Below are 15448 nucleotides of genomic sequence, written 5' to 3' on the forward strand. Positions count from 1 at the left end.
AAATATAGTAAAATAGGAGGGCATTTAAGTGGCTATTAAACATTACAAACCAACCTCTAATGGTCGTCGTAATATGACAGGCTACGATTTCTCAGAAATCACAACTTCAAAACCTGAGAAATCTTTATTAACTAGTCAAAAACAAAAAGCTGGTCGTAACAGTCAAGGTAAAATCACTGTTCGTCACCACGGTGGCGGTAACAAACGTGCATACCGTGTTATTGACTTCAAGCGTAATAAAGACGGTGTTGTTGGTACAGTTGCAACAATCGAATACGATCCAAACCGTTCAGCAAACATCGCTTTAATCCATTATGAAGATGGAGTGAAGACTTATATCCTTGCTCCAAAAGGTCTTAAAGTAGGACAAAAAATCCAATCTGGAGACGATGCAGATATCGTAATCGGTAACGCTTTAACATTAGCAAACATTCCAGTAGGTACAGTTGTTCATAACATCGAATTAAAACCTGGTAAAGGTGGACAATTAATTCGTTCAGCTGGTACAAGCGCACAAGTATTAGGACATGAAGGTAAATATACTTTAGTTCGATTAAATTCAGGTGAAGTACGTATGATTTTATCTACTTGTCGTGCAACAGTAGGTACAGTAGGAAATGAACAACACGAATTAATTAACATTGGTAAGGCAGGTCGTTCTCGTTGGTTATCTAAACGTCCAGAAGTACGTGGATCTGTAATGAACCCTAATGATCACCCACACGGTGGTGGTGAAGGTCGTGCGCCAATCGGTCGTCCAGCGCCATTAACTCCTTGGGGTAAAAAAGCTCTTGGTATGAAAACTCGTGATGCTAAGAAAAAATCTAGCAAGTTAATCATTCGTGGTCGTAAAAAATAATAAATAGACAGTTTCGAAAAAATCGAAGGGAGGCTACACACTGTGAGTCGTAGTTTGAAAAAAGGACCTTTCGTTGATGCCCATTTAATGAAAAAAGTTGAAGAGCAAAACGAAAGCAGTAAAAAACAAGTAATTAAGACATGGTCTCGTCGTTCTACAATCTTCCCTAATTTTATTGGGTTAACTATTGCAGTATACGATGGACGCAAACATGTACCAGTGTATGTACAAGAAGATATGGTTGGTCATAAATTAGGCGAATTCGTACCAACTCGTACATATAGAGGTCATGCTGCCGATGACAAAAAGACTAAGAAACGTTAATTAAGGAGGAACTAAGATGTCAGAACAAATTACATCTGCAAAAGCAATCGCAAAAACAGTTCGTATTGCGCCTCGTAAAGTTCGTTTAGTAGTCGATCTTATCAGAGGTAAAAAAATTGGAGAAGCAATGGCTATTTTAAAATATACGCCAAAATCAGCATCTCCAGTAGTTGAAAAAGTTTTAAAATCTGCAATCGCGAACGCTGAACATAATTATGATTTAGATTTAGAAAACTTATATGTAAGTGAAGCTTATGTTAACGAAGGACCAACTATGAAACGTTTCCGTCCACGTGCAAAAGGATCAGCTTCACCAATTAACAAACGTACAAGCCACATTACAATCGTGGTATCAGAAAAAGAGGAGGCTTAATTAATGGGTCAAAAAGTACATCCAATTGGTATGCGTGTAGGCGTAATCCGTGATTGGGATGCTAAATGGTATGCAGATAAGCAATATGCAGACTTCTTACACGAAGATTTACGCATCCGCGAATTCTTATTAAGCAAATTATCAGAGGCCTCTGTATCAACTATCCAAATTGAACGCGCATCTAATCGTGTAGTTGTTTCAATTCATACTGCTAAACCAGGTATGGTTATCGGTAAAGGTGGTTCAGAAGTCGATGCAATTCGTGCTGAATTAAATAAATTAACAGGCAAAAAAGTTCACATTAACATTGTTGAAATTAAAAAACCTGAGTTAGATGCAAAATTAGTTGCAGAAGATATCGCAAAACAATTAGAAAACCGTGTTGCATTTCGTCGTGCACAAAAACAAGCAATCCAACGTGTTATGAAAGCTGGAGCACAAGGAGTTAAAACAATGGTTTCAGGACGTTTAAACGGAGCAGATATGGCCCGTACAGAAATGTATTCTGAAGGAACTGTTCCTTTACATACATTACGTTCAGATATCGACTATGCTTGGGAAGAAGCAGATACAACATATGGAAAATTAGGAGTTAAAGTATGGATTTGCCGTGGTGAAATCTTACCACAACGCAATACTGAGAAAGGAGGGAACTAATCAATGTTAGTACCAAAACGTGTAAAACACCGTCGTGAGTTCCGTGGGAAAATGCGCGGAGAAGCAAAAGGTGGAAAAAATGTAGACTTTGGTCAATATGGATTACGTGCAACAGAATCTTCATGGATTACCAACCGTCAAATTGAAGCAGCACGTATCGCGATGACAAGATTTATGAAACGTGGTGGGAAAGTATGGATCAAAATCTTCCCTCACAAATCTTATACATCTAAACCTATCGGAGTTCGTATGGGTTCTGGTAAAGGGGCACCTGAAGGATGGGTTGCACCAGTTAAACGTGGCAAAATCTTATTTGAAATTGCTGGGGTAAGTGAAGAAGTTGCACGTGAAGCATTCCGTTTAGCGTCTCACAAATTACCTGTCAAAACAAAATTCGTAAAACGTGAAGAATATGGTGGTGAATCGAATGCAAATTAAAGAAATTAGAGAATTATCCACTGCTGAAATGGTAGCGAAAGAACAAGAATTCAAAAAAGAATTATTCAACCTTCGATTCCAATTAGCTACAGGACAATTAGAAAACACTGCCCGTTTACGTCAAGTACGTAAATCTATTGCTCGTATCAAAACAGTCTTGCGTGAGCAAGAGTTGTCTAAATAACCACAGGCAAAAGGAGGCACATAAACAATGACTGAAACACGCAATCAACGTAAAGTATACCAAGGTCGTGTCGTATCTGACAAAATGGATAAAACCATTACAGTTCAAGTAGATACTCGTAAAGTACACCCTAAATATGGTAAACGTGTAAAATACTCTAAAAAATATAAAGCACATGATGAATTAAACAGTGCAAAAGAAGGCGACATCGTACGTATCATGGAAACTCGTCCATTATCTGCTACGAAACGCTTCCGTTTATTAGAGATTGTTGAAGAAGCAGTAATCATCTAATATACAGTTAATCTGGAAGGAGGAAATCGAAAATGATTCAAACAGAAAGTCGATTAAAAGTTGCCGACAACTCAGGTGCACGTGAAGTTTTAACAATAAAAGTTTTAGGTGGATCTGGTCGTAAAACAGCTAATATCGGTGACGTAATTGTTGCGTCGGTAAAACATGCAACACCCGGTGGAGTTGTTAAGAAAGGTGACATTGTTAAAGCTGTAATCGTTCGTTCTAAATCAGGAGCACGTCGTAAAGATGGTTCTTATATCAAGTTTGACGAAAATGCTTGTGTAATTATTCGTGATGATAAGAGCCCTCGTGGTACTCGTATCTTTGGTCCAGTTGCACGTGAATTACGTGATAACAACTACATGAAGATTGTTTCACTAGCTCCAGAAGTTCTGTAATACTAAACGAAGGAGGAAACCAAATTATGCGTATCAAAACAGGCGATAAAGTTCAAATTATAACTGGTAAAGATAAAGGTAAACAAGGTACAGTATTAAAAACTTTACCAAAGAAAGATCAAGTTGTAGTTGAAGGCTTAAATCTTGCTAAAAAACATGTTAAACCATCACAGACTGGTACAGGCGGAATCGAAGAATTCCCAGCACCAATTCACGTATCTAATGTTAAATTAGTAGACTCTAAAGGAGAGGCTACTCGTGTTGGATACCGCTTCGAAGATGGTAAAAAAGTTCGTTATTCTAAAAAATCAAACGAAACAATTAACTAATCTAAGAAGGGAGGAAAAATAATTTATGGTAAATCGTTTAAAAACTAAATTTACTGAAGAAGTAACACCAAAATTAGTTGAACAATTTGGTTATACATCAGTAATGCAAGTTCCAAAAGTTGAAAAAATCGTTGTTAACATGGGTGTTGGTGACGCTGTTTCTAATGCTAAAAACTTAGAAAAAGCTGTTGACGAATTAACCTTATTAACAGGTCAAAAACCAATTGTTACAAAAGCGAAAAAATCTATCGCTGGTTTCCGTTTACGTGAAGGTATGCCGATTGGTGCAAAAGTTACTTTACGTGGCGAGAGAATGTATGACTTCTTAGATAAATTAATCACAGTTTCTTTACCTCGAGTACGTGACTTCCAAGGTATCTCAAATAAAGCATTTGATGGTCGTGGAAACTATACTTTAGGTGTTAAAGAACAATTAATTTTCCCAGAAGTTAATTATGATAATGTAGATAAAGTGCGTGGTATGGATATTGTTATTGTAACTACCGCACAAACAGACGAAGAAAGTCATGCCTTATTAAAAGAATTAGGCATGCCATTTAAAAAATAATTAAGGAGGCGAATTTAATTGGCTAAAACATCAATGGTTCAAAAGAATAAACGTACACCTAAGTTTAAAGTGCAAGAGTATACACGTTGCGAACGTTGTGGACGTCCACACTCAGTTTACCGTAAATTCAAACTTTGCCGTATTTGCTTCCGTGAACTTGCTTATAAAGGTCAAATTCCTGGCGTTAAAAAAGCTAGCTGGTAATTTTTAAAAGTTAATAAAGGAGGTAAACAAATTATGGTTATGACAGATCCAATTGCAGATTTTTTAACCCGTATTCGTAATGCGAATCGTGTGGGTCATAAAACTGTTTCTGCTCCATCTTCAAACATGAAAGTTGCCATTGCTGAAATCTTAAAAAATGAAGGTTTTATCAAAGGATTCGAAGTAATCGAAGATGGCAAACAAAACGAATTGAAAATCCAATTAAAATACGGTCGTAATAATGAAAAAGTTATTACAGGTATTAAACGTATTTCTAAACCAGGTTTACGTGTATATGCTAAAAATGAAGATTTACCTAAAGTATTGAATGGTTTAGGTATTGCTATCGTATCGACTTCAAACGGTCTTGTAACAGATAAACAAGCTCGTAAAGAAGGTATCGGTGGCGAAGTATTAGCGTATGTTTGGTAATTTTAAATAATTAATTATAAAATAAAAGGAGGTGCAGCCCTGTGAGTCGTATCGGTAATAAACCAGTAACAATTCCAGCAGGCGTAACCGTAGAAGTAAAAGGTCATACAGTGACTGTAAAAGGTCCTAAAGGCGAATTAACTCGCGATTTAGTACCAAATATCCAAGTAGAAGTTAAAGAAAATGAAGTAGTTTTCACTCGTCCAGATGATTCAAAAACTAATCGTTCATTACACGGAACAACACGTTCTATCGTAAACAATATGATCGTTGGTGTTTCTGAAGGATTCAAAAAAGAATTACAATTAATTGGTGTTGGGTACCGTGCTCAAAAATCTGGTAAGAAATTATCTTTAAACGTAGGTTTATCACATCCAGTTGAGTTCGAAGAATCTGAAGGTGTTGAATTCGAAGTGCCAAGCAATACTACTATTATTGTACAAGGATTTAATAAAGAGAAAGTTGGCGAATTAGCTGCTAACATTCGTGGCGTACGTCCACCTGAACCATATAAAGGTAAAGGTATCCGTTATGTTGACGAGTTTGTACGTCGTAAAGAAGGTAAAACAGGTAAATAATAGGCCTGTCTTACATATCATTTATACATATATTTTAATAAGAGGTGAAAATTGTGATTACTAAACCAGATAAAAATAAGTTGCGTAAAAAACGCCACGCTCGTGTAAGAAACCGTATCTCTGGTACTGCTGAGTGCCCACGCTTGAATGTATTCCGTTCGAATACACACATCTACGCTCAATTAATTGATGACGTAGCGGGTGTGACGCTAGCAAGTGCCTCTAGTAATGAAGAATCAATTTCAGGAACTAAAGTAGAACAAGCTACTGCAGTTGGGAAATTAATAGCTGAACGCGGAGCAGAAAAAGGACTTAAAGCTGTCGTATTTGATCGTGGAGGATATATTTACCATGGTCGCGTTAAAGCTTTAGCTGAAGCTGCACGTGAAAACGGCTTAGAATTTTAGAAAGAAGGAGGATGTCGATTCATGGTATTTATTAATCCAGCTAACTTAGAAAATTTAGAAGAACGTTTAGTTACGATTAACCGTGTTACTAAAGTAGTAAAAGGTGGACGTCGTTTACGTTTCTCTGCATTAGTAGTTGTTGGTGACCGTAACGGACATGTAGGATTTGGTACTGGTAAAGCTCAAGAAGTTCCAGAAGCTATCCGTAAAGCTGTCGAAGATGCTAAAAAGAATTTAATCGAAGTTCCGACTGTTGGAACTACAATTCCTCACGAAGTTATTGGTGAATTCTGTGGTGGTAAAGTGTTATTAAAACCTGCTACTGCCGGTTCTGGGGTTGCTGCTGGTGGACCAGTACGTGCCGTAATTGAATTAGCAGGGGTTGCCGATGTAACATCTAAATCATTGGGTTCTAATACACCTATTAACATGATTTCTGCAACTATTGAAGGATTAAAACAATTAAAAGTTGCAGAAGAAGTTGCCGCATTACGTGGGAAATCTGTTGAAGAAATTTTAGGTTAGGAGGACAATTTAATGGCGAATATTGAAATTACATTAAAACGTAGCCTAATTGGACGTCCTAAAAATCATATCGCTACTGCGAAAGCATTAGGATTAACTAAAACTTATAAAACAGTTGTTAAACCTGATAATGAGGCAGTTCGTGGAATGATTAGTACAATTAGTCATTTAGTAGAAGTTAAAGAAGCTTAATTATATAATTTAAAATAAGGAGGTGCCCAAGAATGCAACTACATACATTAAAACCTGTAGCTGGATCACGTAAAGAACGTAATCGTGTTGGTCGTGGACAAGGTTCTGGTAACGGTAAAACAGCTGGACGTGGTCAAAAAGGACAAAAACAACGTTCAGGTGGTGGGGTACGTTTAGGATTCGAAGGTGGACAACAACCATTATTCCGTCGTTTACCAAAACGTGGATTCACAAACATTAATCGTAAAGAATATGCGATTGTTAACGTTGAAACGTTAAACCGCTTTGAAGATGGCACAACAGTAACACCAGCATTATTAATTGAATCAGGAATCATTAAGAATGAATTATCAGGTGTTAAAATTTTAGGTGAAGGACAACTGGAAAGAAAATTAACTGTTCATGCAGCTAAATTCTCCAAAAGTGCAGAACAAGCAATCACTGCAGCTGGTGGATCTATCGAGGTGATCTAATATGTTTACAAACTTAAAAAATGCATTTGCGAGCAAAGAAATCCGTAGTAGAATTCTTTTCACGCTTTTCATTTTTGCAGTATTCAGATTAGGTTCTCATATTCCAGTTCCTGGTGTGGATGCTTCGGCCATTCAACAAATAGCGTCAAACGGAGTATTAGGTTTACTTAATACTTTTGGTGGAGGAGCGCTTAAACGTTATTCAATTTTCGCTTTAGGTGTCTCTCCTTATATCACTGCGTCAATTATTATTCAATTATTGCAAATGGATATTGTCCCGAAATTTACTGAATGGGCAAAACAAGGTGAAGTTGGTCGTCGTAAATTGAATCAAGTAACAACCTACACAGGAATTGTTCTTGGCTTTATTCAAGCCTTTGGTTTATCCGCTGGATTTAACCAATTATCGGGCTTAGGCCTAATAAAAAATGCCACAATGACTACATATTTGACAATCGCTTTAGTCTTAACAGCTGGAACAATGTTTTTAGTGTGGTTAGGAGAGCAAATAACGCGCAATGGTATTGGTAATGGGGTCTCAATGATTATTTTTGCCGGTATCGTCGCAGAGGTTCCACAACAGTTTATCACTTATTTCCAAACTTATTTAAAAGGGGCAGGAAAAGAATTAAACCGTAACTTAATGTTATTAGGATTGTTAATCTTAGTCTTGATCATTTTAATTGTAATTGTAGTTATAATGGAACGTGCTCAATTACGTATTCCAATTCACTACTCAAAGAAAGCTTCAGGAGCTAAACAAACAGCACACTTACCATTAAAAATTAATTCTGCTGGGGTAATTCCAGTAATCTTTGCATCATCTGTTCTGACCACTCCGGCAACAATTATGAATTATCTAAATTTTGCCAATGATGGTGGATGGAAAGAAGTTGTCTATAATTTATTTAACTTACAACATGTATATGGAGCAATCTTCTATACGTTCTTATTAATTGTATTTTCTTATTTCTATTCATTAGTTCAAGTTAATCCAGAAAAAGTAGCTGAAAACTTACAAAAATCAGGTGGGTATATTCCAAGTATTCGTCCAGGACATGATACTGAAAATTACCTTACAAGAACAATCAATAGATTGAGTGGTTTAGGATCATTATACTTAACATTAATTGCTGTCTTACCAATTGTCGGTGGATTTTTATGGAACATTCCAAGTAATATTGCCTTAAGTGGAACAAGTTTACTTATCGTAGTGGGTGTTGCAATCGAAACAGCAAAACAAATTGAAGGTCGAATGGCTAAACGTCGTTACACTGGATTTTTACAATTATAAAAAAGGGTGCATAAAATCAATGAATATTTTATTAATGGGCTTACCAGGTGCTGGTAAAGGAACTCAAAGTGAATATATTTCTCGTGACTATGATATGATTCATATTGCAACAGGAGATATATTCCGTGAAGCAATTAAAAATGAAACCCCATTGGGTTTAAAAGCAAAATCATATACAGATCATGGAAATTTAGTTCCAGATGATATTACAAATGCTATTGTTCGCGAAAGATTAGCTCAATCTGATGTAACCGAAAATGGTTTCATGTTAGATGGTTATCCAAGAACAAGTGCTCAAGCAGAAGCTTTAGATACTAACTTAGAAGAATTAAATACTCAAATCGATGCAGTCATCTATATCGATGTGGATCAAGAAGTATTAAAAGATCGTTTGAGTGGTAGAATCATTTGCCGTAAATGCGGTGCTACATATCATAAGCTATATAATCCGCCTAAAGAAGCAGGTATCTGTGATCAATGTGGTTCAACAGATTTCTATCAAAGAGAAGATGACAAACCTGAAAAGGTTGCTCATCGTATAAATCTCCAAATGGAATCAATTCGACCAATACTTGATTATTATAACCAACGTGGAATTTTATATACCATTAACGGTGCTCAAGCTATTGAAGATGTTTATCGTGAAGTTCGTGCTATTTTAGAAAAATAGAGAGTTTGTTATAATGATTATCAGTATCAATTAAAGGTAAGAGGAGGAAGTATGAATGGCTAAAGATGATGTAATTGAAGTTGAAGGTACAGTCATTGAAACTTTACCGAATGCAATGTTTAAGGTTGAATTAGAGAATGGGCATGAAATTCTAGCCCACGTTTCAGGTAAAATTCGTATGAACTACATCCGAATCTTACCGGGGGATAAAGTTACGATTGAACTTTCTCCATATGATTTGACACGTGGTCGAATTACATACCGCTTTAAATAACCATTAGGTTAAAATTTAAGGAGGGAAATTAATATGAAAGTAAGAGCATCAGTAAAACCAATTTGTGAAAAATGTAAAGTTATCAAACGTAATGGAAAAGTTATGGTAATTTGCGAAAATCCAAAACACAAACAACGTCAAGGTTAAGAAAAGGAGGTATACTTAAATATGGCTCGTATTGCAGGAGTAGATATTCCGCGTGAAAAACGTGTAGTTATTTCTTTAACTTATATTTATGGTATTGGAAAAAATACTGCAGAGAAAATTTTAGCTGAAGCGAATGTTTCAGTTGATACTCGTGTTAAAGATTTAACAAACGATGAATTAGATCGTATCCGTGCTATTGTTGATGGCATTAAAGTCGAAGGAGATTTACGTCGTGAAGTTTCTTTAAACATCAAACGTTTACAAGAGATTGGTTCATACCGTGGTTTCCGTCATCGTCGTAATTTACCAGTTCGTGGACAAAATACCAAAAATAATGCACGTACTCGTAAAGGACCTAAGAAAATGGTCACAGGAAAAAGTAACTAATAAAATTTAGTAAGAAGGAGGTAAATAGTTCATGGCAAAGAAACAACAAGTTCGTCGCCGTCGTCGTGTGAGAAAAAATATTGAAAAAGGTGTAGCACACATCCGTTCAACATTTAACAACACTATTGTAATGATTACTGACGTTAATGGTAATGCAATTTCTTGGTCTTCAGCTGGATCATTAGGATTCCGTGGTTCAAGAAAATCTACTCCATTCGCAGCTCAAATGGCATCAGAAGTAGCAGCTAAAGGTGCTATGGAACATGGTATGAAGACAGTTGAAGTAACTGTTAAGGGCCCAGGTGCTGGTCGTGAATCAGCGATTCGTTCATTACAAGCTACTGGATTAGATGTTACTGCTATTCGTGATGTAACACCAATTCCTCATAACGGTTGCCGTCCTCCAAAACGCCGCCGTGTATAATGAGTTAGCTCATTAAGCTACATGTAATGCTACGATTTATCATTACAATTTGAACGTTTTGAAAGGGGATATATTAACCAATGATCGAGATTGAAAAGCCAGAAATTAGAACGATTGAAGTCAGTGACGATTCCAAATTTGGTAAGATCGTGATTGAGCCACTAGAACGTGGATATGGAACTACCCTTGGGAACTCATTACGTCGTATTTTGTTATCTTCGTTACCAGGAGCTGCTGTTACAAGCATCCAAATTGATGGAGTATTACATGAGTTTGCTACCGTTAATGGCGTTGTAGAAGACGTCCCAACGATGATTCTTCACTTAAAACAGTTAGCATTAAAACTACATTCAGACGAACCAAAAATTGTTGAATTGAATGTTGTGGGCCCTAAAACTGTTACAGCTGCTGATATTATCCATGATAATGAAGTGCAAATTTTAAACCCAGATTTATATATTTGTACTTTAGCTGAAGGTGCCGAATTAAACATGCAAATCAATGTATCGACTGGACGTGGATATGTTCGTGGAGAACATAATAAACGTGAAGATATGCCAATTGGAGTATTGCCAATTGATTCAATTTACACACCAATTCAAAAAGTGAATTATCAAGTTGAAAATACTCGTATTGGACAAAAAAATATCTATGATAAATTAACGATGGATATTTGGACCGATGGTTCAATTAGTCCTGAAAAATCATTAAGTCTTGCTGCGAAAATTTTAACTGAGCATTTAAATATCTTTGTTAACTTAAATGATGAAGCACGCCAAACTGAAATCATGGTTGAAAAAGAAGAAGCTGAGAAAGAAAAAATGTTAGTCATGACGATTGAAGAATTAGATTTATCTGTTCGTTCATACAATTGCTTAAAACGTGCAGGAATTAATACGATTCAAGAGTTAACTAACAAGACAGAAGCTGAAATGATTAAAGTTCGTAATTTAGGACGTAAATCATTAGAAGAAGTAAAACAAAAACTTGAGAATTTAGATTTAAGTCTACGTCAAGATGACTAGAATGTTGATAATGTAAAGGAGGAAACCAAGTATGGCATACCGTAAATTAGGACGTAAAAGTGCTCAACGTAAAGCTTTATTACGTGATTTAACTACTGATGTTTTAATTAACGAACGTATCGAAACAACTGAAGCTCGTGCTAAAGAAGTTCGTAAATTTGTTGATAAAATGATTACTTTAGCTAAACGTGGTGATTTAGCATCTCGTCGTCAAGCAGCTGCTTTCTTACGTAATGAAATTGCAGACGCACGTATTGAAGATGATGAAGTAGTGGTTGAACGCGTATTACAACGTTTATTCGACACATATGCTACTCGCTATGAAGATCGTAATGGTGGTTACACACGCATCCTTAAAAAAGGACCTCGTCGTGGAGATGGCGCACCAGTTGTTATTTTAGAGTTAGTTTAATAACAAGCTTTATGTAGATAACTTTTATGATGGGGAGCGTTATGATTGATGAATCATTCATTGGTCTAGCTCTATAGCACATAATACAAATGTATTATTTATGGCTAGGATAAGTTTTCCTAGCCGGGTGCTATTCATCGTAAAAGCTTTTTTTTTGCGGAATTTTTCCGCTTTTTTTATTACCTTTTTCTGATAAAAAAGTACAAAATTCCCTAAGGATAATCATTATATGATATAATAGGCATTATGAAAATGACAAAGTAAAGGAGCAACAAATATGACTGAAAAGGTTATCGAAGTAAAAGATTTAACTTTTCGCTATTTTGAAAGTGAACAACTCGCTCTAAACAATGTATCTTTATCTATCAATAAAAATGAATGGGTAGCTATCATTGGACCAAATGGTTCAGGGAAATCTACACTTGCTAAAGTAATTAATGGATTGTTAGTTCCTGAAGCTGGGGAAGTTTATATCAATTCGCTTTTATTAAACGAAGAATCAGTTTGGAATATTAGAAGATTAGTAGGAATGGTTTTTCAAAATCCAGATAATCAATTTGTTGGGGCAACTGTTGAAGATGATGTTGCATTCGGGCTAGAAAATCATGGAGTAGAACGTGATGAAATGATTGCACGTATCGAAGAGGCTTTGGAACAAGTTCGAATGACAGAGTACAAAAAAAGCGAGCCTGCTCGTCTTTCTGGAGGACAAAAACAAAGAGTCGCCATTGCTGGTGTATTAGCTTTAAGACCTGAGGTTATTATATTGGATGAAGCGACAGCGATGTTAGATCCAGTAGGACGCAAAGAAGTCATTGCAGCAGTGAAAGCTATTAAAGAGAAATATAATCTAACGGTGATTTCGATAACTCATGATATCGATGAAGCTAGTAATGCGGATCGTATTATTGTTATGAACCAAGGAAAACTAGTTCGTCAGGATGACCCGTATAATATTTTTATTTTAGGTGATGAGCTTATCAAAATGGGCTTAGATATTCCTTTTGCTCAAAAAATTCATATGGAGTTAGAACGAAGAGGAATTGAAGTGCCAAAAGAGTATTTATCAGAAGAGGAGTTATTTGAATGGCTAACAACATCGTATTTGACCAAGTAAGTTACACCTATAATGCTAATACGCCATTTGAATACACGGCATTACATAATATTAGTTTAGAAATACCAGCCAATAAAATTACGGCTATTGTTGGACATACAGGTTCTGGGAAGTCTACCTTATTGCAACATTTGAATGTTCTAGTTAGACCAACAGAAGGGGCAGTGACAATTGCTGGTGAACGAGTAACAGCTGATTCGAAACATCAATCATTAAAAGCCTTACGTAAAAAAGTGGGGGTTGTTTTTCAATTTCCAGAAGCGCAACTTTTTGAGGAGACCGTTTTAAAGGACGTGATGTTCGGTCCTTTAAATTTTGGTGCGACAGAGGCAGAAGCTGAGTCGATTGCTCGTGAAAAATTGACATTAGTCGGTTTAAATGAAAATTTATTTGAGCGCTCGCCATTCGATTTGTCCGGAGGACAAATGCGTCGTGTTGCAATTGCGGGTGTGCTAGCATTAGAGCCGGAAATTCTAGTGTTAGATGAACCGACCGCAGGACTAGATCCTCAAGGACATTTCGATATGCTCGAGATGTTTGTTGGTTTGCAAAAAGAACAGTCTTTAACCATGGTGATGGTCACGCATCATATGGAAGATGTTGTAAAATATGCTGAGCACGTGATTGTCTTAAATAAAGGGCATGTCATTCGTCAAGGAACGCCAAGAGAAATATTTGAAGATGAAGCCTGGTTAGATGAATTTCAATTGGGGTTACCTCAAACCATGTCCTTCATTAAAAAAATTGAGGAACATTTAGGGGTTGATTATGAGGTTCATCCTTTAAGTGTAGAGGAATTAGTGGATGTTTTAATTGAGATGAAGGAGGCGGAGAATAAAGATGCTTGATAAATTATTATTAGGGAGATATATTCAATCCGATTCCTGGATTCATCGTTTAGACCCTAGAACGAAACTTTTAGGAAGTTTTTATTTTATTGCCATTATTTTCCTGGCCAACAATATTTGGGGCTATTTATTGTTATTATTATTTACATTATTAACCATATCGTTAACTGGGATTAAATTATCCGTTTTTATTAATGGAGTAAAACCAATGTTGTGGATCATTGTATTTACAGTAGTGTTTCAAATGATTTTTACCACTGGTGGAGAAGTTTATTTCAAATGGGGACCTTTCACGGTCACCTCCTTAGGCTTATTAAATTCGTTTTATATCTTTATGCGTCTAGTGCTCATTATTATGATGTCAACGATTTTAACTTTAACGACGGCACCGCTTGAATTGACCGATGGTATTGAGCATTTACTAAGACCTTTATCCCGCTTTGGTTTTCCATCACATGAGATTGCGCTTATGTTATCGATTGCCTTAAGATATGTGCCTACTTTAATTGATGAAGCTCAAAAAATTATGAATGCCCAACGATCAAGAGGGGTAGAATTTGATCAAGGTGGATTTGTCGATCGCATGAAGGCGATTATACCTATTTTAGTTCCATTATTTGTTTCTGCATTCAATCGTGCAGAGGAAATGGCGATTGCGATGGAAGCGAGAGGGTATCGTGGTGGTGAAGGTCGAACAAAATTCCGACACTTAGAGTATACGCGTAATGATCTGATTGCGGTATTGGCATTTATCGTGGTTACTGCGCTATTATTCTTGATTAGAATTTATCTATAAGGGGACTAGCATGCCGAAATATATCATTAAAATTCAATATGATGGGACCGGTTATGCTGGTTATCAAATTCAACCGAATGGCAATACGATTCAAGAGGAATTAGAAAAAGCGTTGAGATTGATGGCGAAATTGCCGAAGGGAGAGCATATTCCTACATCTAGCGCTGGTCGAACAGATGCTGGTGTACATGCACTTGGACAAGTCGTTTCTTTCGATTATCCAGCTAATATCGCACCCGATGCGCTTATCCGGGCGTTGAATAGTATTTTAGACGATTCTATTCGTGTGATTGATGCTAATCAGGTGGCGGATGATTTTCATGTTCGCTATATGGCAACGGCGAAAGAATATTGTTATCGCGTAGATATTAATCGTTTCCCTGATCCATTTAAACGCCTATATACCACTCACCATCCCTATCGATTTAATTTAGAGGTGATGCAAGAAGCGATTCAAACAATTGTCGGAAAACATGACTTTACCAGTTTTTGTTCAACTAAAACAGACAAAGAATATAAAGTTAGAACGATCTATGAAGCGGAAGTAAATTTAGATACAAAGCAAAATGAACTGGTTTTTCGCTTTTACGGAGATGGCTTCTTATATAATATGATTCGTATTTTAGTGGGTACCTTATTACAAATTGGTGATGGTTTGAAACCGGTCGACGAATTACAAAGATTACTTTCAGTTAAAGATCGAAATCAAGCAGGACCGACTGCTCCACCACAAGGACTTTATATGATGCGAGTAGAGTATCAAGAGGATCCATTTAAAAAGCAATGATAATAAGAGCTTTGAATTTTAGAAGAGGA

Annotated in this window: 29 protein-coding genes; all 29 read left to right on the forward strand. The window is 36.4% G+C overall.

All coding sequences use genetic code 11. The features are described from left to right. Positions 1-28: 28 nt before the first annotated feature. The 29 genes from rplB to truA all read left to right on the forward strand — a co-directional run bounded on the left by rplB (position 29) and on the right by truA (position 15419). Positions 29-859: a 50S ribosomal protein L2 gene (rplB, locus tag B5D12_RS03265; RefSeq protein WP_066124395.1), complete on the forward strand. Its 831-nt coding sequence runs from the start codon at positions 29-31 to the stop codon at positions 857-859. A 42-nt stretch (positions 860-901) separates the two neighbouring features. Then, positions 902-1183, forward strand: a complete 282-nt coding sequence (rpsS, locus tag B5D12_RS03270) for a 30S ribosomal protein S19 (protein WP_066124393.1) — start codon at positions 902-904, stop codon at positions 1181-1183. A gap of 16 nt (positions 1184-1199) precedes the next feature. Beyond that, on the forward strand, positions 1200-1556 hold the full coding sequence (gene rplV / locus B5D12_RS03275; RefSeq protein WP_066124391.1) for a 50S ribosomal protein L22: 357 nt from the start codon (positions 1200-1202) through the stop codon (positions 1554-1556). Between the two features lie 3 nt (positions 1557-1559). Then, positions 1560-2213, forward strand: a complete 654-nt coding sequence (gene rpsC, locus B5D12_RS03280; RefSeq protein WP_078755475.1) for a 30S ribosomal protein S3 — start codon at positions 1560-1562, stop codon at positions 2211-2213. 3 nt (positions 2214-2216) lie between these two features. Next, on the forward strand, positions 2217-2651 hold the full coding sequence (rplP, locus tag B5D12_RS03285) for a 50S ribosomal protein L16 (RefSeq protein WP_066124386.1): 435 nt from the start codon (positions 2217-2219) through the stop codon (positions 2649-2651). Further along, on the forward strand, positions 2641-2835 hold the full coding sequence (gene rpmC / locus B5D12_RS03290) for a 50S ribosomal protein L29 (RefSeq protein ID WP_066124384.1): 195 nt from the start codon (positions 2641-2643) through the stop codon (positions 2833-2835). Before rplP ends, rpmC begins: the two co-directional genes overlap by 11 nt. Positions 2836-2862: 27 nt before the next feature. Further along, the gene (gene rpsQ / locus B5D12_RS03295; protein ID WP_078755476.1) at positions 2863-3129 is read left to right on the forward strand and encodes a 30S ribosomal protein S17; all 267 of its coding nucleotides are present in this window, start codon (positions 2863-2865) and stop codon (positions 3127-3129) included. Positions 3130-3161: 32 nt separating this feature from the next. Beyond that, the gene (gene rplN, locus B5D12_RS03300) at positions 3162-3530 is read left to right on the forward strand and encodes a 50S ribosomal protein L14 (RefSeq protein ID WP_066124379.1); all 369 of its coding nucleotides are present in this window, start codon (positions 3162-3164) and stop codon (positions 3528-3530) included. Positions 3531-3556: 26 nt separating this feature from the next. Continuing rightward, on the forward strand, positions 3557-3859 hold the full coding sequence (gene rplX / locus B5D12_RS03305; protein WP_066124377.1) for a 50S ribosomal protein L24: 303 nt from the start codon (positions 3557-3559) through the stop codon (positions 3857-3859). A 25-nt stretch (positions 3860-3884) separates the two neighbouring features. Beyond that, entirely contained in the window at positions 3885-4427 is a 543-nt protein-coding gene (gene rplE / locus B5D12_RS03310) for a 50S ribosomal protein L5 (RefSeq protein WP_066124374.1), read from the forward strand. An 18-nt stretch (positions 4428-4445) separates the two neighbouring features. After that, entirely contained in the window at positions 4446-4631 is a 186-nt protein-coding gene (locus B5D12_RS03315; protein ID WP_066124372.1) for a type Z 30S ribosomal protein S14, read from the forward strand. A gap of 33 nt (positions 4632-4664) precedes the next feature. Continuing rightward, entirely contained in the window at positions 4665-5063 is a 399-nt protein-coding gene (rpsH, locus tag B5D12_RS03320; protein ID WP_078755477.1) for a 30S ribosomal protein S8, read from the forward strand. Positions 5064-5104: 41 nt separating this feature from the next. Then, positions 5105-5641 carry a 50S ribosomal protein L6 gene (gene rplF / locus B5D12_RS03325; protein ID WP_078755478.1) on the forward strand — a complete coding sequence of 179 codons (537 nt, stop codon included), beginning with the start codon at positions 5105-5107 and terminating at the stop codon, positions 5639-5641. A 53-nt stretch (positions 5642-5694) separates the two neighbouring features. After that, a complete protein-coding gene (gene rplR / locus B5D12_RS03330; RefSeq protein WP_078755479.1) occupies positions 5695-6048 on the forward strand; it encodes a 50S ribosomal protein L18 in 354 nt (117 codons plus the stop codon). A 21-nt stretch (positions 6049-6069) separates the two neighbouring features. Further along, a complete protein-coding gene (gene rpsE / locus B5D12_RS03335; protein WP_066124363.1) occupies positions 6070-6573 on the forward strand; it encodes a 30S ribosomal protein S5 in 504 nt (167 codons plus the stop codon). Between the two features lie 12 nt (positions 6574-6585). Then, complete coding sequence (rpmD, locus tag B5D12_RS03340) at positions 6586-6765, forward strand: 50S ribosomal protein L30 (RefSeq protein WP_066124361.1); 180 nt, start codon at positions 6586-6588, stop codon at positions 6763-6765. A 32-nt stretch (positions 6766-6797) separates the two neighbouring features. After that, positions 6798-7238: a 50S ribosomal protein L15 gene (gene rplO, locus B5D12_RS03345; protein ID WP_078755480.1), complete on the forward strand. Its 441-nt coding sequence runs from the start codon at positions 6798-6800 to the stop codon at positions 7236-7238. A 1-nt stretch (position 7239) separates the two neighbouring features. After that, entirely contained in the window at positions 7240-8532 is a 1293-nt protein-coding gene (secY, locus tag B5D12_RS03350) for a preprotein translocase subunit SecY (RefSeq protein WP_078755481.1), read from the forward strand. A gap of 19 nt (positions 8533-8551) precedes the next feature. Continuing rightward, the gene (locus B5D12_RS03355) at positions 8552-9202 is read left to right on the forward strand and encodes an adenylate kinase (RefSeq protein ID WP_071407922.1); all 651 of its coding nucleotides are present in this window, start codon (positions 8552-8554) and stop codon (positions 9200-9202) included. Positions 9203-9257: 55 nt separating this feature from the next. Then, positions 9258-9476: a translation initiation factor IF-1 gene (infA, locus tag B5D12_RS03360; protein ID WP_023391463.1), complete on the forward strand. Its 219-nt coding sequence runs from the start codon at positions 9258-9260 to the stop codon at positions 9474-9476. Between the two features lie 33 nt (positions 9477-9509). Then, positions 9510-9623 carry a 50S ribosomal protein L36 gene (gene rpmJ, locus B5D12_RS03365; RefSeq protein ID WP_022155406.1) on the forward strand — a complete coding sequence of 38 codons (114 nt, stop codon included), beginning with the start codon at positions 9510-9512 and terminating at the stop codon, positions 9621-9623. Positions 9624-9644: 21 nt separating this feature from the next. After that, a complete protein-coding gene (gene rpsM / locus B5D12_RS03370; protein ID WP_066124353.1) occupies positions 9645-10010 on the forward strand; it encodes a 30S ribosomal protein S13 in 366 nt (121 codons plus the stop codon). A gap of 31 nt (positions 10011-10041) precedes the next feature. Further along, a complete protein-coding gene (gene rpsK, locus B5D12_RS03375; RefSeq protein WP_066124351.1) occupies positions 10042-10434 on the forward strand; it encodes a 30S ribosomal protein S11 in 393 nt (130 codons plus the stop codon). Between the two features lie 80 nt (positions 10435-10514). Further along, positions 10515-11459, forward strand: coding sequence for a DNA-directed RNA polymerase subunit alpha (locus B5D12_RS03380; protein WP_066124350.1), 945 nt, complete (start codon positions 10515-10517; stop codon positions 11457-11459). Between the two features lie 31 nt (positions 11460-11490). Continuing rightward, the gene (rplQ, locus tag B5D12_RS03385; protein WP_078755482.1) at positions 11491-11871 is read left to right on the forward strand and encodes a 50S ribosomal protein L17; all 381 of its coding nucleotides are present in this window, start codon (positions 11491-11493) and stop codon (positions 11869-11871) included. 277 nt (positions 11872-12148) lie between these two features. Next, positions 12149-12988, forward strand: coding sequence for an energy-coupling factor ABC transporter ATP-binding protein (locus tag B5D12_RS03390; RefSeq protein WP_078755483.1), 840 nt, complete (start codon positions 12149-12151; stop codon positions 12986-12988). Continuing rightward, positions 12958-13836, forward strand: a complete 879-nt coding sequence (locus B5D12_RS03395) for an energy-coupling factor ABC transporter ATP-binding protein (protein ID WP_078755484.1) — start codon at positions 12958-12960, stop codon at positions 13834-13836. The genes B5D12_RS03390 and B5D12_RS03395 overlap by 31 nt, the downstream gene beginning before the upstream one ends. Beyond that, positions 13829-14632, forward strand: coding sequence for an energy-coupling factor transporter transmembrane component T family protein (locus B5D12_RS03400; RefSeq protein WP_078755485.1), 804 nt, complete (start codon positions 13829-13831; stop codon positions 14630-14632). The genes B5D12_RS03395 and B5D12_RS03400 overlap by 8 nt, the downstream gene beginning before the upstream one ends. Positions 14633-14642: 10 nt before the next feature. Continuing rightward, a complete protein-coding gene (gene truA, locus B5D12_RS03405) occupies positions 14643-15419 on the forward strand; it encodes a tRNA pseudouridine(38-40) synthase TruA (RefSeq protein ID WP_078755486.1) in 777 nt (258 codons plus the stop codon). The last annotated feature ends 29 nt before the right edge of the window (positions 15420-15448 follow it).

This window comes from Globicatella sulfidifaciens DSM 15739, from assembly GCF_900167405.1.
Lineage (GTDB): Bacteria > Bacillota > Bacilli > Lactobacillales > Aerococcaceae > Globicatella > Globicatella sulfidifaciens.

Coding starts and splice junctions, on each gene's coding strand:
- rplV (WP_066124391.1), top strand. CDS start 1,200: ATGTCAGAACAAATTACATCTGCAAAAGCAATCGCAAAAACAGTTCGT.
- rpsC (WP_078755475.1), top strand. CDS start 1,560: ATGGGTCAAAAAGTACATCCAATTGGTATGCGTGTAGGCGTAATCCGT.
- rplP (WP_066124386.1), top strand. CDS start 2,217: ATGTTAGTACCAAAACGTGTAAAACACCGTCGTGAGTTCCGTGGGAAA.
- rpmC (WP_066124384.1), top strand. CDS start 2,641: ATGCAAATTAAAGAAATTAGAGAATTATCCACTGCTGAAATGGTAGCG.
- rpsQ (WP_078755476.1), top strand. CDS start 2,863: ATGACTGAAACACGCAATCAACGTAAAGTATACCAAGGTCGTGTCGTA.
- rplN (WP_066124379.1), top strand. CDS start 3,162: ATGATTCAAACAGAAAGTCGATTAAAAGTTGCCGACAACTCAGGTGCA.
- rplX (WP_066124377.1), top strand. CDS start 3,557: ATGCGTATCAAAACAGGCGATAAAGTTCAAATTATAACTGGTAAAGAT.
- rplE (WP_066124374.1), top strand. CDS start 3,885: ATGGTAAATCGTTTAAAAACTAAATTTACTGAAGAAGTAACACCAAAA.
- rpsH (WP_078755477.1), top strand. CDS start 4,665: ATGGTTATGACAGATCCAATTGCAGATTTTTTAACCCGTATTCGTAAT.
- rpsE (WP_066124363.1), top strand. CDS start 6,070: ATGGTATTTATTAATCCAGCTAACTTAGAAAATTTAGAAGAACGTTTA.
- rpmD (WP_066124361.1), top strand. CDS start 6,586: ATGGCGAATATTGAAATTACATTAAAACGTAGCCTAATTGGACGTCCT.
- rplO (WP_078755480.1), top strand. CDS start 6,798: ATGCAACTACATACATTAAAACCTGTAGCTGGATCACGTAAAGAACGT.
- secY (WP_078755481.1), top strand. CDS start 7,240: ATGTTTACAAACTTAAAAAATGCATTTGCGAGCAAAGAAATCCGTAGT.
- B5D12_RS03355 (WP_071407922.1), top strand. CDS start 8,552: ATGAATATTTTATTAATGGGCTTACCAGGTGCTGGTAAAGGAACTCAA.
- infA (WP_023391463.1), top strand. CDS start 9,258: ATGGCTAAAGATGATGTAATTGAAGTTGAAGGTACAGTCATTGAAACT.
- rpmJ (WP_022155406.1), top strand. CDS start 9,510: ATGAAAGTAAGAGCATCAGTAAAACCAATTTGTGAAAAATGTAAAGTT.
- rpsM (WP_066124353.1), top strand. CDS start 9,645: ATGGCTCGTATTGCAGGAGTAGATATTCCGCGTGAAAAACGTGTAGTT.
- rpsK (WP_066124351.1), top strand. CDS start 10,042: ATGGCAAAGAAACAACAAGTTCGTCGCCGTCGTCGTGTGAGAAAAAAT.
- B5D12_RS03380 (WP_066124350.1), top strand. CDS start 10,515: ATGATCGAGATTGAAAAGCCAGAAATTAGAACGATTGAAGTCAGTGAC.
- rplQ (WP_078755482.1), top strand. CDS start 11,491: ATGGCATACCGTAAATTAGGACGTAAAAGTGCTCAACGTAAAGCTTTA.
- B5D12_RS03390 (WP_078755483.1), top strand. CDS start 12,149: ATGACTGAAAAGGTTATCGAAGTAAAAGATTTAACTTTTCGCTATTTT.
- B5D12_RS03395 (WP_078755484.1), top strand. CDS start 12,958: ATGGCTAACAACATCGTATTTGACCAAGTAAGTTACACCTATAATGCT.
- B5D12_RS03400 (WP_078755485.1), top strand. CDS start 13,829: ATGCTTGATAAATTATTATTAGGGAGATATATTCAATCCGATTCCTGG.
- truA (WP_078755486.1), top strand. CDS start 14,643: ATGCCGAAATATATCATTAAAATTCAATATGATGGGACCGGTTATGCT.